This window comes from Synechocystis sp. IPPAS B-1465 (assembly GCF_003015225.1).
Classification (GTDB): Bacteria; Cyanobacteriota; Cyanobacteriia; order Cyanobacteriales; family Microcystaceae; genus Synechocystis.
Map to the genome: position 1 here is coordinate 3384847 of NZ_CP028094.1, position 15333 is coordinate 3400179.

General features: G+C 50.1%; 13 protein-coding genes. 5 read left to right on the forward strand and 8 right to left on the reverse strand.

The features are described 5' to 3' along the window. Nucleotides 1–144 precede the first annotated feature (144 nt). From C7I86_RS15795 to C7I86_RS15810, 4 genes are all read left to right on the forward strand, one after another. Complete coding sequence (locus C7I86_RS15795; protein ID WP_010874198.1) at nt 145–1584, forward strand: cyclic nucleotide-binding domain-containing protein; 1440 nt, start codon at nt 145–147, stop codon at nt 1582–1584. Nucleotides 1585–1635: 51 nt separating this feature from the next. Beyond that, nucleotides 1636–1956, forward strand: coding sequence for a hypothetical protein (locus tag C7I86_RS15800; protein ID WP_010874199.1), 321 nt, complete (start codon nt 1636–1638; stop codon nt 1954–1956). A 42-nt stretch (nt 1957–1998) separates the two neighbouring features. Then, the gene (gene scpB, locus C7I86_RS15805) at nt 1999–2487 is read left to right on the forward strand and encodes an SMC-Scp complex subunit ScpB (RefSeq protein ID WP_010874200.1); all 489 of its coding nucleotides are present in this window, start codon (nt 1999–2001) and stop codon (nt 2485–2487) included. Nucleotides 2488–2770: 283 nt separating this feature from the next. After that, nucleotides 2771–4459: a DUF3352 domain-containing protein gene (locus C7I86_RS15810; protein ID WP_010874201.1), complete on the forward strand. Its 1689-nt coding sequence runs from the start codon at nt 2771–2773 to the stop codon at nt 4457–4459. Nucleotides 4460–4687: 228 nt separating this feature from the next. Here the strand turns inward: C7I86_RS15810 and C7I86_RS15820 are convergent, their stop codons facing one another. From C7I86_RS15820 to C7I86_RS15855, 8 genes are all read right to left on the reverse strand, one after another. After that, a complete protein-coding gene (locus C7I86_RS15820) occupies nt 4688–5320 on the reverse strand; it encodes a DUF2231 domain-containing protein (protein WP_020861928.1) in 633 nt (210 codons plus the stop codon). Between the two features lie 68 nt (nt 5321–5388). Continuing rightward, nucleotides 5389–5877 carry a DUF2231 domain-containing protein gene (locus tag C7I86_RS15825; protein ID WP_010874203.1) on the reverse strand — a complete coding sequence of 163 codons (489 nt, stop codon included), beginning with the start codon at nt 5875–5877 and terminating at the stop codon, nt 5389–5391. 144 nt (nt 5878–6021) lie between these two features. Next, nucleotides 6022–7485, reverse strand: a complete 1464-nt coding sequence (locus C7I86_RS15830) for an NAD(P)/FAD-dependent oxidoreductase (RefSeq protein ID WP_014407163.1) — start codon at nt 7483–7485, stop codon at nt 6022–6024. Between the two features lie 153 nt (nt 7486–7638). Beyond that, the gene (locus C7I86_RS15835) at nt 7639–8181 is read right to left on the reverse strand and encodes a fasciclin domain-containing protein (RefSeq protein ID WP_010874205.1); all 543 of its coding nucleotides are present in this window, start codon (nt 8179–8181) and stop codon (nt 7639–7641) included. Between the two features lie 114 nt (nt 8182–8295). After that, nucleotides 8296–9447, reverse strand: coding sequence for an ABC transporter permease DevC (devC, locus tag C7I86_RS15840; RefSeq protein WP_010874206.1), 1152 nt, complete (start codon nt 9445–9447; stop codon nt 8296–8298). A gap of 41 nt (nt 9448–9488) precedes the next feature. Then, a complete protein-coding gene (locus C7I86_RS15845; protein WP_010874207.1) occupies nt 9489–10844 on the reverse strand; it encodes an HlyD family efflux transporter periplasmic adaptor subunit in 1356 nt (451 codons plus the stop codon). 103 nt (nt 10845–10947) lie between these two features. Further along, nucleotides 10948–11712 (reverse strand): 6-phosphogluconolactonase, encoded by a 765-nt coding sequence (pgl, locus tag C7I86_RS15850; RefSeq protein ID WP_010874208.1) that lies wholly within the window; start codon nt 11710–11712, stop codon nt 10948–10950. A gap of 44 nt (nt 11713–11756) precedes the next feature. Then, nucleotides 11757–14255 carry a type II CAAX prenyl endopeptidase Rce1 family protein gene (locus tag C7I86_RS15855; protein ID WP_010874209.1) on the reverse strand — a complete coding sequence of 833 codons (2499 nt, stop codon included), beginning with the start codon at nt 14253–14255 and terminating at the stop codon, nt 11757–11759. 637 nt (nt 14256–14892) lie between these two features. Between C7I86_RS15855 and C7I86_RS15865 the strand changes: the two genes are divergently transcribed. After that, the gene (locus C7I86_RS15865; RefSeq protein WP_010874211.1) at nt 14893–15255 is read left to right on the forward strand and encodes a DUF1815 family protein; all 363 of its coding nucleotides are present in this window, start codon (nt 14893–14895) and stop codon (nt 15253–15255) included. The last annotated feature ends 78 nt before the right edge of the window (nt 15256–15333 follow it).

Below are 15333 nucleotides of genomic sequence, written 5' to 3' on the forward strand. Positions count from 1 at the left end.
CGACTTTCAGGGCTTTTTCCGCGTCTATCCAGAGATAGATTAATCCGGAAAATTAGGACGAACCAGCGGATTTATCGTCAAATTGCCCAATATTTCCGGTTGTATCCACGGAAACTCCCCTTTGTCAACTTTCATGGAATTTTCATGCCCTTTGTTGCCATTGCTTTCGCCAAAATTTTTGATACCCTCGACGCCACCACCCTAAGTTTTGGGCGCACCCAACTTTCCCTCTTGGATTTATTCCAGTTGGCCCTATCTGCCCTAGCCATATTCGTTTTAACCCACTACCTCAATCGGGTTTTACGGAGCATTGTTCTACGGCGTTTTATTTATGAACAAGGCATCCGCTACATTGTGGCCAATTTGTTGAGCTATGGTTTGGGTTCTTTTTTGTTCATTGCCATGCTCCAAACCAGTGGCATTAACCTCTCTTCTCTCACGGTGGTGGGGGGCACCCTTGGGCTAGGGATTGGTTTAGGTCTGCAAAATGTGACCCGTAATTTTGTTAGTGGGGTAACTCTGCTGGTGGAGCAAAAGGTCAAAATTGGCGACTATATCCGCTTTCAGAACATTCAGGGTTATGTGCGGGAAGTATCCACCAGGGCCGTGGTGGTGGGACTCAAGGATGGCTCCAAAGTAATTTTGCCCAGTAGTCTACTGATCGAAAATCAGGTGATTAACTATCATTACGAAACGCAAACGGTGCGTTTGACCGTGGCCGTGGGGGTGGCCTATGGCACTGATCCGGTGTTGGTGACGGAAACCCTTTTGATGTGTGCCTATAGCCAAGCCTGTGTGGTCAAAACTCCCCCAGCCCAGGTGATTTTCCAGAATTTTGGCGACAATGCGTTGGAATTTGAGCTTTGGGTCTGGATTGAAGAGCAATACATGGGCCAGCATCCGGAAATTCTTAGTGCCCTACGCTACACTATTTGCTTTTACTTTAAGCGCAATGGCATTGGCATCCCTTGGCCCCAACGGGAACTCTGGCTTAAAAATCCCGAGGCGATCGCCAAATATTTTCACCCGGATTTGGATTTGCCCAGCCTGTCTGACCCAGCGCCCCAAGAACCGACCATTTCCCTCAGTCAGGTTTTGAAATCGAGTGACTATTTCAGTGGCTTAAACGAGTTGGAAATTCGCCAGTTGGTGGAAATTGGCCAGTTACAATCCCTGCAATCGGAGGAGGTGCTTTTTCGGGAACGGGATCCAGCCGATGGCTTTTACATTGTCATTTCTGGGCTGGTGGAAGTCTATACGGAGAAACTGGGTCGGGTACTGGCGAGTTTGGGACCTGGTAGTTTCTTTGGTGAATTAGCCTTGATGCTGGGCATTCCCCGCACTGCCTCGGTTAAAGCTAAGGAAAAATCTCTCCTGTTTGTGGTGCGATTTCCCCAATTTGAACAATTGCTACAAAGCAATCCTGATTTCCGTGAAGCTATTATCAATGCGTTGGGGGAACACCAAGGGGAATTAATGCGCCGCAAAGAAGAACTGGCCACCAAGGGTCTCCTTACTTCGGAAGAGGAAGATAGTAATATTATGAACTGGGTGCGTAAACGGCTCCAGCGGCTATTTGGTTAGGGACTGAAGACCACGGACGGACAATTTTTACTAATTATTCCTGAGGTTATTATGGGCAATCGATCTCGTTTTGGGGCATTGACATCCCTTGGTTTAATCGTTGTTGCTCCCTTGGTTCTGATTCTGAGTCCCAATTTTTCGGCCATGGCTACGGAACCGACCCAGACCCAGCTACAAACGGCGGCCAAACTTGTTTGCCAAGCTTTGAGTGAAGGTAAATCCCCCGATGTGGCCAGGGATGCCGCTAGGGCATATTTAATCGCCGAAGTGGGTAGTCGTGATTTGCTAAATGCCGATAATGTTCGCCAAAAACTACGGCCGGAAGTGATCAAGCAATGCCCTGGCCAAGCGATGAAACTCATTGGCCGCTAGACCTTGCTAACAAATAAACAACCTCGATAATTTGTCCTGCTAATGCGTCTTGCCACCACCATTGAAGCGATCCTTTATCTCCAGGCTAAACCGGTGGCGATCGCCGACTTGGTCAGCATCAGTGGTCAGGAAAAGGCCTCCGTGGAGGATGCCCTGATGGAGTTGATGGAGGACTATGCTCACCGGGACAGTGCCCTGGAAATTGTGGAAACTAACCAGGGTTACAGCCTGCAACTCCGGGCCGCCTTTCAACATCTGATCCAAGATTTTGTCCCCGCCGATCTCAGCACCGCGAGCCTCCGTACCTTGGCGGCGATCGCCATTAAATCCCCCCTACTGCAAACAGACTTGATCGAACTACGGGGCAGTGGAGCGTACCAACAGGTGCAGGAATTGGTGGAAACGGGTTTTGTCCGCAAAAGAAAGCAAACGGAAGGACGCTCCTATTGGCTGGAAATCACCGACAAGTTTCACCAATACTTTGAGATTGATAGTTTACCGGCGGATTTTGCTGAAAAAAAACCAAAATAAGCAAAAAAAACATCCGATCTTCTTAAACCCATCCCCAAAAACCAGTTTCACGCTTGATCATTATCGACTTAATCCCACAATTGCCAATGGATATGACTGCTGGGGAAACCCTAGGTTACGGACTAGGAACGGGAGGTTAACTTTGCTGAATCTGCCTCAGAGAGCTTTTTCTCACTAGTTTTACCCCGTAACTTTTCCCGCCAAAACAGCTAAAAAGATCGGGCAAGGCCGCCGACAGCCCTGATAATGGGAAGGAATTGTCGCAAGAGGGTATCAGTCCGTTGTGAAACCCCGTTCTTTTTTCGTTCTACTGGCCGCCGTTGCAATTTTTTCATTGGCTGTGGCCGGCTGGGGTACTGCCCTGGTACTAGGCCACAGTCCCCTTAATTTAGCCCGGGGAGGGGTGAGCCGTAGTCCCATGGCCCCAGGGTTAATTCCTGGCCAGTCACCCATTATGGTGTCTTTGCTGGTTAATCCCGATCGCCTGGAAGCCTTTACCCAATTGGCAGTTAATCCTGGGCGGCGGCGTCGATCCCACCGGGAGTTGGCCGAGTTGGAGCAGAGTTTGCTTGCTAAAACGGGGCTGGATTATCGCAAAGAGGTGAAACCCTGGTTAGGGGAGGAAGTTACCCTAGCGGTGACAGATTTGGATTACGACCACAATGGAAGCAATGGAGCCCAACCGGGATATTTACTGGTGGTCCACAGCCGGGATCCAGAGCTGAGTCGGGAGTTTTTGCAACTGTCCTACGCCACTGCGGCGATCGCCGGAGATACGGACCTGGTGTTTGACCGTTACCAAGGAGTCAAAATTACCTATAAACACCCCGTTAACCCAGTGCCCAACGGCAATTTACTGGCCAGTGCGGTGGTGGGGGACTATGTTCTATTTGCCAATCATCCCCAGGTTTTGCGCCAGGCTTTAAATAGTTTGCAGGCCCCTTCCCTCAGCCTGGCCCAAACCGCAACTTACCAACAGGCCCTAGCCAGTTTAAATAACCCGAAATTGGGAATAGTTTATGCTAATTTTCCTGCCCTTGCCGCTTGGCTTGGCCAGCGACCTGCCATTGATAAAAATTCTGACCAAACGGCGATCGAACAAACTTTAACAGTGGCTTTATCTCTCCAAGCCCAGGGATTGGTGGCCCACACTGCTTTGACGGGGGTACCTAGCAATAACCCAGGGGAAAAGGCGGAAAATGTAACTGCCATTAAAACCAATTTAGTTAACTTACCCCCCAGCAGTAGCTTGGTAATTAATGGTCAAAACCTAGCTCAACAATGGCAACAGTTGGCCACGGGTTTAGCCCCCCATAGTCTCCTACAACAGGCCTTAAGTAAGTTAGTTTATGATTGGCAACAGCCCCTAGGTTTAGATTTAACCACTGATATTTTTCCTTGGGTGCAAGGCGATTATCAATTAATCTTTTTGCCCAAAACTAATCCGAGCCAAAATGATTGGGTATTTGCCGCCCAGGACTTGGATGCCGCCGCCACTGACTTAGCTTTGGAACATCTAGATCAATTGGCGATCGCCGCTGGCTACCAATTATCAACTTTGGACCTGGGTGGGCAACGGGTATGGGCTTGGACTAGTCTCCAAACCCTGGCCAAGCAGAATATTACCAGCCTACAAACCCAAGTTAGGGGAGTTCATTGCCGAGTCGGCGATCGGGTAATTTTGGCCAGTTCCCTCGAAGCTTTATCCCAAGTGTTGGACCAAACCAGTCCTTCCTTGGCTGATCAACCAGAATTTCAACAGGCATTGTCCACTTTGCCCGATGACAGTTACGTTTACCTTGATTGGCAAAGGGGAGAACCATTTTTTAGCCAACAATTACCCGTGCTCAGGGTATTGGAGTTATCGCTCAAACCTCTGTTTAAAAATTTACGATCCCTAACCATTAATCAAGAGTCTAGCTCCACTTCCATTAGCAACAGCACTATTTACCTGAATCTGGGGGTTGATTAGCTTGGGGAAGTGCTCTCGCCATCTGAATTGGGAGCAAAGGTTTAGAGCCTGTTTTAAAAGCCCCCTTGGGCCCCCCAATTTTGGGGAAAAGTGAGTGAAATTCCCCCAGTATTCCGGTCGATTTAGGGGACGCAATAAAACTGTCTAAAAACGTTCTTAGGGAAATTTCCTTTGCTTTGATCGGATTAGCGTTGTTCCACACTTTGGCAAAATTTTGCCGACAAACCGTCAAAGATCCATACCTCCCTCACTGAGCACCACATTGGGATTTTCCCCCATGCGGAGGATATGGGCCGCCGTATTGTGTACGCCAAATTCTGCCCCCAGTTGGGCCCCCAGGGTGCCATGGATGGCCATATAGGCCATGAGAAATAGGGCAAAACCGAGATAGGCCCAGCTAACTTCATTGCGGCAATTGGTGCGCCAAACAAACCGTTGATAGCCCCGCCAAATAGTTGTGCCCACCATCATCGCCAGTAGCAGGATGCCCCCCACGCCATGGAGCAACATGGTAGTACCAGCGCCAATGCCCCAATCACTGACTTGATTTGTGGGAGGTTGGGCCAAAAGAATTTCAAAAAAGCCCGCCGCCACCGTGAAAAAACTAATGAAGGCACCGGCCACGGCATTGTACCAACCCACATCAAAGAAGTTTTGGCGCTGGGCGGGAATGGCAAACCCTTTGAGAATTGGCCGCTCCAAGGGGAAAAATACGCCCGCAAAATCAAAAATTAGGGCAATGATGAATAACCCCAGACTGAAATGAACCAAATTGGGATGGATGGGAAATCGGTAGGGCAGACCATTGGTGCCTAGCTGGAGGCCAATTTCTTTGAGTTGGTCAATCAGGGAAGGGTTCATGGTGCGGTCAATTTCCTCAGTGAAAATGAGATGGGGGGTAAAACTTCTATTTTGAAAACTTGTTAAGACTAGGGAATAATGCCGTCTTTGGTTGCTTGGACTACGGGTAGGGTGTGCAGACCATAAACCCAATCCACTAGGGAGCCAAGGAAGATTTGGATGCATACTAACACCATAAATACAGTGGCTAGCATGAGGAAAGGCAGGCTGGTTTTCAGCGGATTTCGCACCCTCAACACTCCCCGCCAAGCCGTTAACCCTGCCAAAATGGCAGACAATGACCAGCCGTTGACCGTGTGCCAATCCAATGCCGGTTGGGCCGCCGGGTAGGGCATCGCTAGAGCCGCTTCAAATTCCCCAAAAATCACTGCAAAAAAAATGGCGATCGCCGCTGTGAGCCAATTCCACCAAGCGACTTCAAAGAACCGAGGCTTTTTTTGGAGGTAGCCCACCAGTTCACTAATGTAGGCAAAGAAAACCATGCCAATGACAAAGTGGACAATGATGGGATGGAGGGTATCGGGGTAGGGCAGATTTTGGTCATTGAGGGTGAACATGGGCAGGTTCCGCAAAGTGGTTGGGTTTGGGGGCTGAAGTTAATAGTTGCCGGTGTGGTCAGGTCAAGAACAGATTTAAATACAAATTTAGCTAATTTAAAAACTAATAAAAAATTAAAAGTAATTGGCCATAGGTTAACCCCCCTACCGATTCATACCGGGGCTAGGTTGGGGGACGAAAGGAGCCCTTTCCCTTTCCGGTGTTTTGAAGCCAAGGTACAACAGGACGATAAAAATCAGGGGCGCAATGATGGCGATCGCCTTGATGCCTTGGTGTTCCTGCCGTTGGGCTGGGGTCATGGCGGCCCATTTTAGTTCCTGGGCGGTGGGGGCGTGGGGACGATGGAAACGGTCGATGGTTTCTTCCGCTAGCCATTGGGTGGTGGATTTGAAGTTATGCAGAGGAGTGGGCAATAGCTCTAGATAGGTGGCATTCCGCAATAAATCCCCTGCCTTGCCTTGGATGCGTACCCGGTCAAATAAATTGGCTACCCCATTGTTCAAGCCCAACTTCATCAATGTGCCCCGCAGTTGGGGATCGGGACTAACTAACGGTTTACCATTGTGTACCGCCATTAAATTTTTGGCGATCGCCGCTCCTTGTTGGTAGGCAATCTGGGCCAGGGCCGGTTTGGGATTATCTTTGACTGTCACACAGTCCCCGGCGGCAAATACCTGGGGAAAACTAGGCAATTGCAAAGTACTGGTTACTAGGGGTTGCCCATGGCGATCGAGTTCCTCGGCCGGAATCTGTTCCTTGAGGGTTTTGAGTAGAGGGTTAACCGCTGTGCCGGCGGTCCAAATGGTGGTGCCAGTGTCTAAGTGGCGCAATTCCTCCTCCCCAGTTTCCACAAACTGCAAACTTTCCGGGGTAACGCTTTTGACCCCCACCCCTAACTTCAACGTCACCGGAATAGTTCTAGCTTGCAACTCCTCCAGGGCACAGCGCTTGAGCCCGCTATTGGCATCCCCGGCCAAAATTCCCGGCGCATGGTTGACCAAGTAAATTTTTAAATCGTTGATATTGCCCCCCATGGGCACATACCAACTGGGCAGTAAATCCGCCAACGTGGCCGCCATTTCCACCCCCGCCGGCCCGGCCCCCACGATCGCCACGGTCAATAATCTTTCTTTTTCCGCTTGATCTGCTGTGGTTAACGACTTTTCTAAACAGGCTTTGAGATGATCCCTAAGGGCGATCGCCTCGGTTTGGGAACGGAAAGCAAAGGCATTTTCTGCCGCCCCCTGGGCCCCCAAATACCCCTGCACTGACCCCACTGCCAGCACCAAATAGTCATAATGCTGTTCTTGGCCAGAATCAAGTACTAACCGTTTTTCCTTCAATTGCACATCCGCAACTCGGGCTTGGACTATATCAATGCCGCTATCGGCCAACAATTTTTCATAACTGGGACAAACCACCGACTCTGGTAACTCTTCGGTGAGCAACTCGTAGAGCATGGGCTTAAAGACAAAATTTGCCTGGGGTTCCACTAGGACAATGGGGCCGGCGTGCTGATGATGACGCAGATGGAGAGCAGTGAATAGTCCAACAAAACCACCACCGATAATCACCGTTGTTGCTGAATCAGACGAATTAATGGCCACAGTTTTCCATCCCACTCCCGAACAAGTTTCACTATGCCCGGAGGCACTTCCCCTGTAAAGGTAGCACGCAAGTAAAAAGTGGGGCCAATTTCCTGGAAACTGGAACCCCACTTAACAAAACTTAGGCCAAAGATCTTAGGTTAATCAGACGAATTACATAGGAGGCAGAATTACTTGGTCAATGACATGGATTACACCGTTGCTGGCATCCACATCGGCGGAAATGACAGTGGCTTTGTTAACTTTCACTTTGCCATCTTTGACTTTGAAGGTGAGGGCTTCCCCAGCTAGGGATGCCACTTCACCGGATTGAACCTGGGCGGCGGTGATTTTGCCAGGAACGACGTGGTAGGTCAAAATTTTCACCAATTTATCTTTGTTTTCGGGCAACAACAGACTTTCCACCGTACCAGCGGGCAGAGCGGCAAAGGCATCATTGGTGGGGGCAAAAACGGTAAAGGGGCCTTCAGCGGATAAAGCTTCCACTAAATCAGCCGCTTTGACTGCTGCAACGAGGGTACTGAAAGTTTCATTGCCTGCGGCGACTTCCACAATAGTCATGGCGCTGTCCGTGGCGGCTTGACTAACTACGGCAGATTTTTCGGTGGTTTCCATTTCCGCCATGGCAACGGTGGGCATCCCCAGGGCAAATCCAGTCAGAGCGGTAAAAGCAACAATTCTAGCAGCGGTTTTCATAGCAATGTTTCCTAGTGAGAAGACTGTCCATCGCTATTATGACAAATTATAAATTTTTGTGAAGAAATGTTAAGACAAAATTGCCACTGGCACAAGCTGACCCCTGAACACAGGTTAGAAAATATCCGCCGGATCTGCGGCCCGCAAACGCCCCACGGCGATCGCCCCGGAAATGCAACACATGGCAATGGTCATAATTAATACAGTTAACGCCCTGGCCGTGGTCATAATCAGGGGCAAACCCGTGGCCCGGGCTGTGTTGGTGTAGAGTAGAATCCCCAAGCCAAAACTGGGTAAAAAGCCAATCACTGCTAGCAATAGGGCTTCTTGGAACACAACTCCCAACAAATAACGATCGCCGTAGCCAATGGCTTTGAGGGTGGCATATTCCGGTAAATGGTCAGAAACGTCGGTGTAGAGAATTTGGTAAACAATGACGGTGCCCACAATGAAACCCATAGCGGTGCCCAAACCAAAGACAAAACCAATGGTGGTGCGGGTTTGCCAATAATTCAATTCGTATTGGACTAACTTTTCCTTGGTGAAAACCTGGACATCCCCCTCGGTTAACTCTTGGCGGATTTCCTCCGCTACTTTTTCCGGATCAGCGCCGGGTTTGAGTTGCAAAATACCCGCATCAATGGAACTGCGGTCCCGATTAGGAAAAAGACGGAAGAAATTCAAATCGCTGGTAATTAAAGTCCCATCCGCCCCAAAGGAAGAACCGAGGGTGAATAAACCCTGCACCTGGATGCGGCGATTACCCACTTCGGTGAAAACTGGGCCGTCGGCTTCTAACAGGGCCGGCACTGGGCCAAATTCTTCCCTGGAGTCTTGGTCAAACAGGAACACGTCGGGGCGCTTAATCAAATCTAAATTTTCGGCTACCCCTGGTAGATTGATCGGATTGTTAACGGGGTTGAAACCCATGATGTAAATCTGGCGGCTGACTTTAGTTTCCGGGTTTTTCCAGCGGTTGATGTCAATGTAGAGGCTAGTGCCATCCTTAACAGAGGCGTTGCCCATGGCCTGGTATAAACGGCGGGCTGCAAAAGGGGTGGGGTTAACAAAGGTGTCCGTTTGGGTACTGAGAATGAATAAATCCCCTTGCAAACTTTTAGGAACCCGGACTGCACTGTCAAACAAGGCATTTTTGAACCCCAGTTGCATAAAAATCAGCACATCGGCAAAGGCAATGCCGGCGATCGCCGCCAGGAGTCGCATCCTTTCATGGAATAGCTGGTGCCAGGCAAGGGGAATTTTCATCTACTAATGTACTGATGGATAAATCTTTGGTTGATTGATTGTTAGTTGGGGGCAGAAGGAGGAGCGCTGTCGGGTTCAATTTTGACCACCACTTTGGCGTTGCTCAAGCCGGCCACGGTTTTGCTGGCGCTGGGACTGAGGGCAATTTTTACTTCCACCACCCTGGCATCAATGTCGGCGGCGGGGTCGGAGTCCAGCACATCATTTTTGCCAATTCTCAAACCAATATTGGTAACTCGCCCTTCCAATTCACCGCTAAAGCTGTCGTTTTCACTACGCACCCAAGCAGTTTGACCTAGTTCCACCCGGCCAATGTCATTTTCATACACTTCCGCCACCACAATCATTTGGGACGTAATGCCGAGATCGAGGATGCCATTGGTATCACTAACTTTTTCTCCAGGGCGAGTATAAATTTTTAACACCTGGGAATCCACCGGAGCCCGCACCAGGGCAGTGTCCAACTCAGCTCGGGCTTCCTGGAAACGGGCCATGGCCAAATTCAATTCTGCTTTGGCTTTTTGCACATCCACCGGACGAATTTCGGCAATTTGAGATAGGGTGGCCCGGGCCGATTCCCTTTCCAGCACCATGGTTTGGGCGTCCTTATCTCGGACTGATTGCTGTTCCCGAATTTGTTCTTCTAAAGTAGCTTCGGTTTTCATTAGCCGAGCCTGGGCTTCTCGCAAGCGCTGGTTGCTGGTCTCCAAATTCAAACGTCGCTGTTCCCAGTCTGCCATGGCGATCGCCCCATTTTCCGCCAAACTCCGATAACGCCGGTCATCGTTGGCCGCTTGATTTACCTCTGCCTGTAGGCGATCGATGGTGGCCTGTTGCTCTAACTTTTCCCCTTCCAACTGCTTAACCAAATTGGCCAGGGCGGCTTGGTTGACAGCAAAATTCTGTTCTAATTCCGCCTGGGCTTTCCGGACTTGGGACTCCTGGGCAGCGATTTCTCCCCGTTTGGCACCGGCTTCAATGATGGCCAAATCTGCTTGGGCTACCCGAACCGATTCCTGGGCAGAAACCACAGCGGCGGCTTTTTGTTCGTAGGAATCCAGCACTGCCACCACCTGGCCTTCTTTGACTTTGTCCCCTTCTTTGACTAATACTCTGGCTACTTTCGCCCCACCAAAAGAACCGGGGGAAGCGGAAAGCTTAATAATTTCCCCTAGGGGAGCAATGCGTCCCAGGGCGGCCACGGGCTTGTCTTCTGGAGCTTGAGTTGCGGGAGAAAGGGCACTGGAAGCGTTATCCTCCCCTTGATTGACCCCGGAACGGAGACTGTAAAAAATTATGCCCCCGGTGAATAAAACCCCCACCACCATGGCCAAAATGATCCAACGGAGGCTATGGTCAGGGTTGGTAAGTTGTCCAGTCCTAGTGGATTCACCCATAAAGCAAAAAGGGCCAATAGCTTGAAAATGCTAAATGGATTGTAACATTTTGATACGGGAGGATTCAGGGCACGGGGACACAGTTATTGCTTATTGCTGGCTTTCAAGGGCGTAGATTTTCCCCCGCCTGTTGGTCCAGAAGCCAGATCAGTTCCCCCTGGGGCTGGATAAACCGGGCTGGATATTGTTGGGGGTCGGCTTCGGGGGCAAAAATTTCCCCTAATGCATGCTGTTTACTGGCCCCTGCTACGAGAAAAACTACCGAACGGGCTCGGTTAATCAGGGGAATAGTAAAAGTTAACCGGGGTTGGCCATCTTTATTGCCCACCGTAATTAGGCGATCGCCAACGGTCAGGGCGGGGGTATGGGGAAAAAGGGAAGCGGTGTGGCCGTCGTCCCCTAAACCTAAAAGGATTAAGTCAAAGGCGGGGAAATGTCCTGCTTCCACCTGGAAAAAGGTGGCCAACTCATTTTCATAGGTCTGGGCATCCTGCTCAGGATCGGCCGCAGCAGTAGGCATGGGATGAATATTGGCTTCGGGAATGTCCACCTGGTCCAACCAAGCGAGGCGGGCCATGCGTTGGTTACTGTCGGGGTGGTCCACGGAAACATAACGTTCATCGCCCCAAAAAACGTGGATCTTTTCCCAGGGGAGGGCTTGGCGGGCGAGGGCTTCATATAACGGTTTAGGGGTGTTGCCCCCCGATAGGGCAATGGTGCCTTGACCCCGCTCGGCGATCGCCTTGGTAATACGAGTGGTGACACAGACCAGGGCCCGTTCAATCAAAATTTGTTTATTTATCAACACATCCACTTGGGGAGCCATGGAAACCTCTGGGGAATGGATAATCTTGTTTTTCCCCTCCATCTTGGAGTCGTTTCCCGTTTAGGTAAAGGAATTGTGGAATTTCTTCATCTTTTGGCTTTTTGATGGGCTAATTTACCGTAACCCCCCAAGAGCATTAGCCACGTTACCACCACCAACCAATGGAAAATGGCGATTAACCATAGGGAGCCACTGTGCCAATAAATTGCTGTGGTTGCCACCGCCAGTAGTCCGGTAAGACCGAGAAAAATAGGCTGGAAAAATACATTTCTTCCCCTGGGATAAAACAGGAGGGCGTTGAGGGGATGGTAGAGCAAAAAGAGCACTAAACTCAGCAGCATGGCCCCCAGCGTTGGCCAAAACAAATTCAGTTCCGTGGGATAGGGCAACAGCATAACCCGAAACACTAATTCTTCCCCCAGCGCCGGCAGAAAGAATAGGGCCAGGATTGACTTCATACTGCCCCCCAAGGATTGCCCCCACCATTGCCATTGCAATAGACCAAATTTAAAGCCCAAGGTCATGGCGATCGCCCCGTAGACGACAACAGCGATCCCGAAGAATTGCCAATCCTGGGGCCGGGGTAAAAATACTATCGCGGCCAAAATGCGCCGAGCTAAGGCGGAAAGAACAGGCACATCGCCAAAAATACCAGTGGGGGCCAGGGGTAAAATTTCCGGCATCGATCCTCCCACTTGGTTGGGGCGCATAAACCAAAGCTGAGCACCCTGTTCCAAGAAAATTTGGTTGAGAATATCCTGATTCAACCGGGGCAACATGGACTGCCAACTGAGCAGGGCATTGGCTAGGGTATTTTCCTGGATGAAATCGTATTGATTGGTGGGATTATCCGGATCTAAACCGGCTAGGGTGGCGGCATTGTTTTGCCAATCTTCCCTGGTAATACCCCTGGGTTTTAACATCGTCAACAGGCGATCGCCTAATTGCTGTAGCCGTTGGAAACGTTGATTTTCCGGGGAATTGCCATGCTGGGCTAACCAAGTGATAATTTCCGGGCTATTTTGCACCTTTTGCTGTAGACCAACAATGGCCAAGTACAAAGCTTGGTTGGAATCCTGTACACAGGAAGCTGCTGGACTAACCCCTGCGTAGCCAGTGCCATCCCCCGTGCGGTATCGAGCCATCATGATTTGCAATTGTTTTTGCAACTCATCCAGGGGAGAAAGTACGGAGCCGCCGAAGTTATAGTCCTCCAACACATCCAGTTTGACTACTACATCGGCAAAAGGACGACTCTGAATCCAGCCCCGCTGCAAATTACCCGCGTAGTTTTCCCAGGTTTGGGAACCAGCAATGATGCCCTGGGGATTATGGGCATAGACCTGATAGTAGGGAATTTCCCACTGCAACTCCTCTGTAAAGGGATCCCGGATAACTTTGGGCAAGCTAAAGGAAAAATGCCCCGTCACCGTACCCAACATAATTTTTTCCCCCAATGCGCCCCCAATGCCGCCAAATAAATGCATCCCCAACAGGCGATCGCCTTCTTGCCATTGCCCTAAAGCTACTGCGGGGGAATCACTGCGGGGATCAACTAAAACCTTTTGGACTGTGCCTTTGCGAGCAGGGGTATTCTGCCAATTTTTGTGACTAATGTAGTCCCGACCGGGACCGAGGCGAAAAATTTGTTCATCGGGTTGCAATTGCACCAAGGATCGGGGGTTGAGGGATTGGACCGTAAATATGCCATCTTTTCCCTGGGCACCATAGACGTACCAACCCGCCTGACCCACGGGGGAACTAGCCAAATCCCTGGGGGTGGACATAAACCGATCGCCGTTTAAGTGGGGTTGTTGGGGAATGCGAATGGTTTCCTGGGGCCCGTCAAACTCTTTACTGCCAGGGTTGTAATGTTGCACCAGCATCAAATCCGCTGGGCAGGGTTTAGTTCCAGGGCAATCCTGCGGTATGGCATTGGCGGGAGCATTGGGCGCAGGGCCAATAATTTTCACCAGGGCTTGGTAGCGTCCCGTCACCATTTCCGGCATGGTGGCCAGTTTAATTTCCGCCTGGTTGCCCACAGGAACATTAACTTGGGCCTGGACAAACCGCACCAGCACATCGTCCACTGGTCTAGCTCCGGCCAAGGATTGCAAAGGCCCCACCTGCGATCGCCCATTTAAACGGTTGGGCAATAAATTTCCTGCCTGTTCACTCTTCAAAGCGGCAGGGGTAAAATTTACATCCGTGGTCACTAGTTTGAGGTATCTGTCCAAATCAGCATTGCTCTGCCAGGTGAGACGGAGTTTTTGTCCCACTAATCCCTGTTGGATAGAAGGCGCTTGATACAGTTCCAACCAAACCCAATCTCCTGTCCTGGCTTTAGTTTCTTCCACCGTCGGCAGGATTAAACGACCCAACCACTCTCCCAAAGGCCGATAATACGCCTCATCTAAATTCTGTTGCAGAGGATAATAATCTACCTGGTTGGCGGGCAACTGACTGCTAATTTGATAATCCGGGATGCGGCCAGAGGTTTCCTGAGGTTGAAACAGCGTAGCTAGGGAAATCACCACCAGAGCGGCGATCGCCACCAATACCATCCGCCAGCGCCATTGCTTCATCTGTGGACTGCCCTAAAAATTGCCATAAAAAAACACCTGGGGCGTCTTTCCTTGTTTCGACTCCAGATGTTTTTCTAATTTCCTCACACCTGTCCTAAGTATAAATCACCAACGGGGATTGTCAAGGCTTCAGACCTGGAAAAAAACTTAATTTTCAAGAAACTTTGACCTAAAGCAGAACTCCGAAGCTTTTTCCATCGTCCTTCGCCGTAGATTGTGAATTTTTTCTAAGATTTTTAAAAATTCTTCAATCAGGGTTTCCCCTGGCCCAGCACCACTCCATAGACCAAAAACAAATTCCCCACTCGGATTGTTTTCGGTTAAGAGTTGTATAAAGGCCATCGCCATTTTAATAATCACGCTAAGATCACGGAGGATTGGCAAAAAGCCCAGGCTGATTGGTGACTTTTTTGGACAGCAACAACACTTCCCTGGATCGGCTTTGCCTTTCCCCATCTGACAGTGTAATTGGTTGATTATTTCAGTGGCCCGGCCGATGGATAATTACCATGGCCCGACCGACCGGGATTTCCAGACCAGTTTGAACAGTATTAAATTAGCCTTTCCGGACAAGGCCTCTGTGAAAATCTTAAAAAAGTATTAAGATTTTAAAAGCTAGCTTATTTTCGGAGGAAATGTGTTTACTCGACTTGCCCAGCAACACCGCGATTTCGTGAAGGATTTAGTCATGAGCTTGAGGGCTTTGGCCACTGTGCTCGAAAATCGGGGCTACATTGCTTCTTGCTACACCTGTGGCGACCAACTCAACAGCGCCTCCTTCATGGTGAGCTTGGGGGAAAATCATCTGATCCGCTTTTTGGTATCGGACTACGGCATCACCTGGACAGAAATGCGGGATGACCGAGAATTAATGAAATTAGAAGGAGCCGAGGCGATCGCCCAATTGGAAGAATTGGCCAATGTGGTCAAATATTGCCTAGCAGATGCCCCCAAAGGTGGCCGCAAAAAGCGCAAAACCGCCCAACTACAACTAGTCTAGGGCCCTTGCCATAACCCCCGATAGCGTGAGTTACCAGGAAATTCCCGCTGATAGTCCCCTGTAAAGCAAGGGAGCTGG

Bases quoted from the DNA above. Each gene is read 5' to 3' on its own strand.
- C7I86_RS15795 (WP_010874198.1), top strand. From the start codon at position 145: ATGCCCTTTGTTGCCATTGCTTTCGCCAAAATTTTTGATACCCTCGAC.
- C7I86_RS15800 (WP_010874199.1), top strand. From the start codon at position 1,636: ATGGGCAATCGATCTCGTTTTGGGGCATTGACATCCCTTGGTTTAATC.
- scpB (WP_010874200.1), top strand. From the start codon at position 1,999: ATGCGTCTTGCCACCACCATTGAAGCGATCCTTTATCTCCAGGCTAAA.
- C7I86_RS15820 (WP_020861928.1), bottom strand. From the start codon at position 5,320: ATGAACCCTTCCCTGATTGACCAACTCAAAGAAATTGGCCTCCAGCTA.
- C7I86_RS15825 (WP_010874203.1), bottom strand. From the start codon at position 5,877: ATGTTCACCCTCAATGACCAAAATCTGCCCTACCCCGATACCCTCCAT.
- C7I86_RS15835 (WP_010874205.1), bottom strand. From the start codon at position 8,181: ATGAAAACCGCTGCTAGAATTGTTGCTTTTACCGCTCTGACTGGATTT.
- devC (WP_010874206.1), bottom strand. From the start codon at position 9,447: ATGAAAATTCCCCTTGCCTGGCACCAGCTATTCCATGAAAGGATGCGA.
- C7I86_RS15845 (WP_010874207.1), bottom strand. From the start codon at position 10,844: ATGGGTGAATCCACTAGGACTGGACAACTTACCAACCCTGACCATAGC.
- pgl (WP_010874208.1), bottom strand. From the start codon at position 11,712: ATGGAGGGGAAAAACAAGATTATCCATTCCCCAGAGGTTTCCATGGCT.
- C7I86_RS15855 (WP_010874209.1), bottom strand. From the start codon at position 14,255: ATGAAGCAATGGCGCTGGCGGATGGTATTGGTGGCGATCGCCGCTCTG.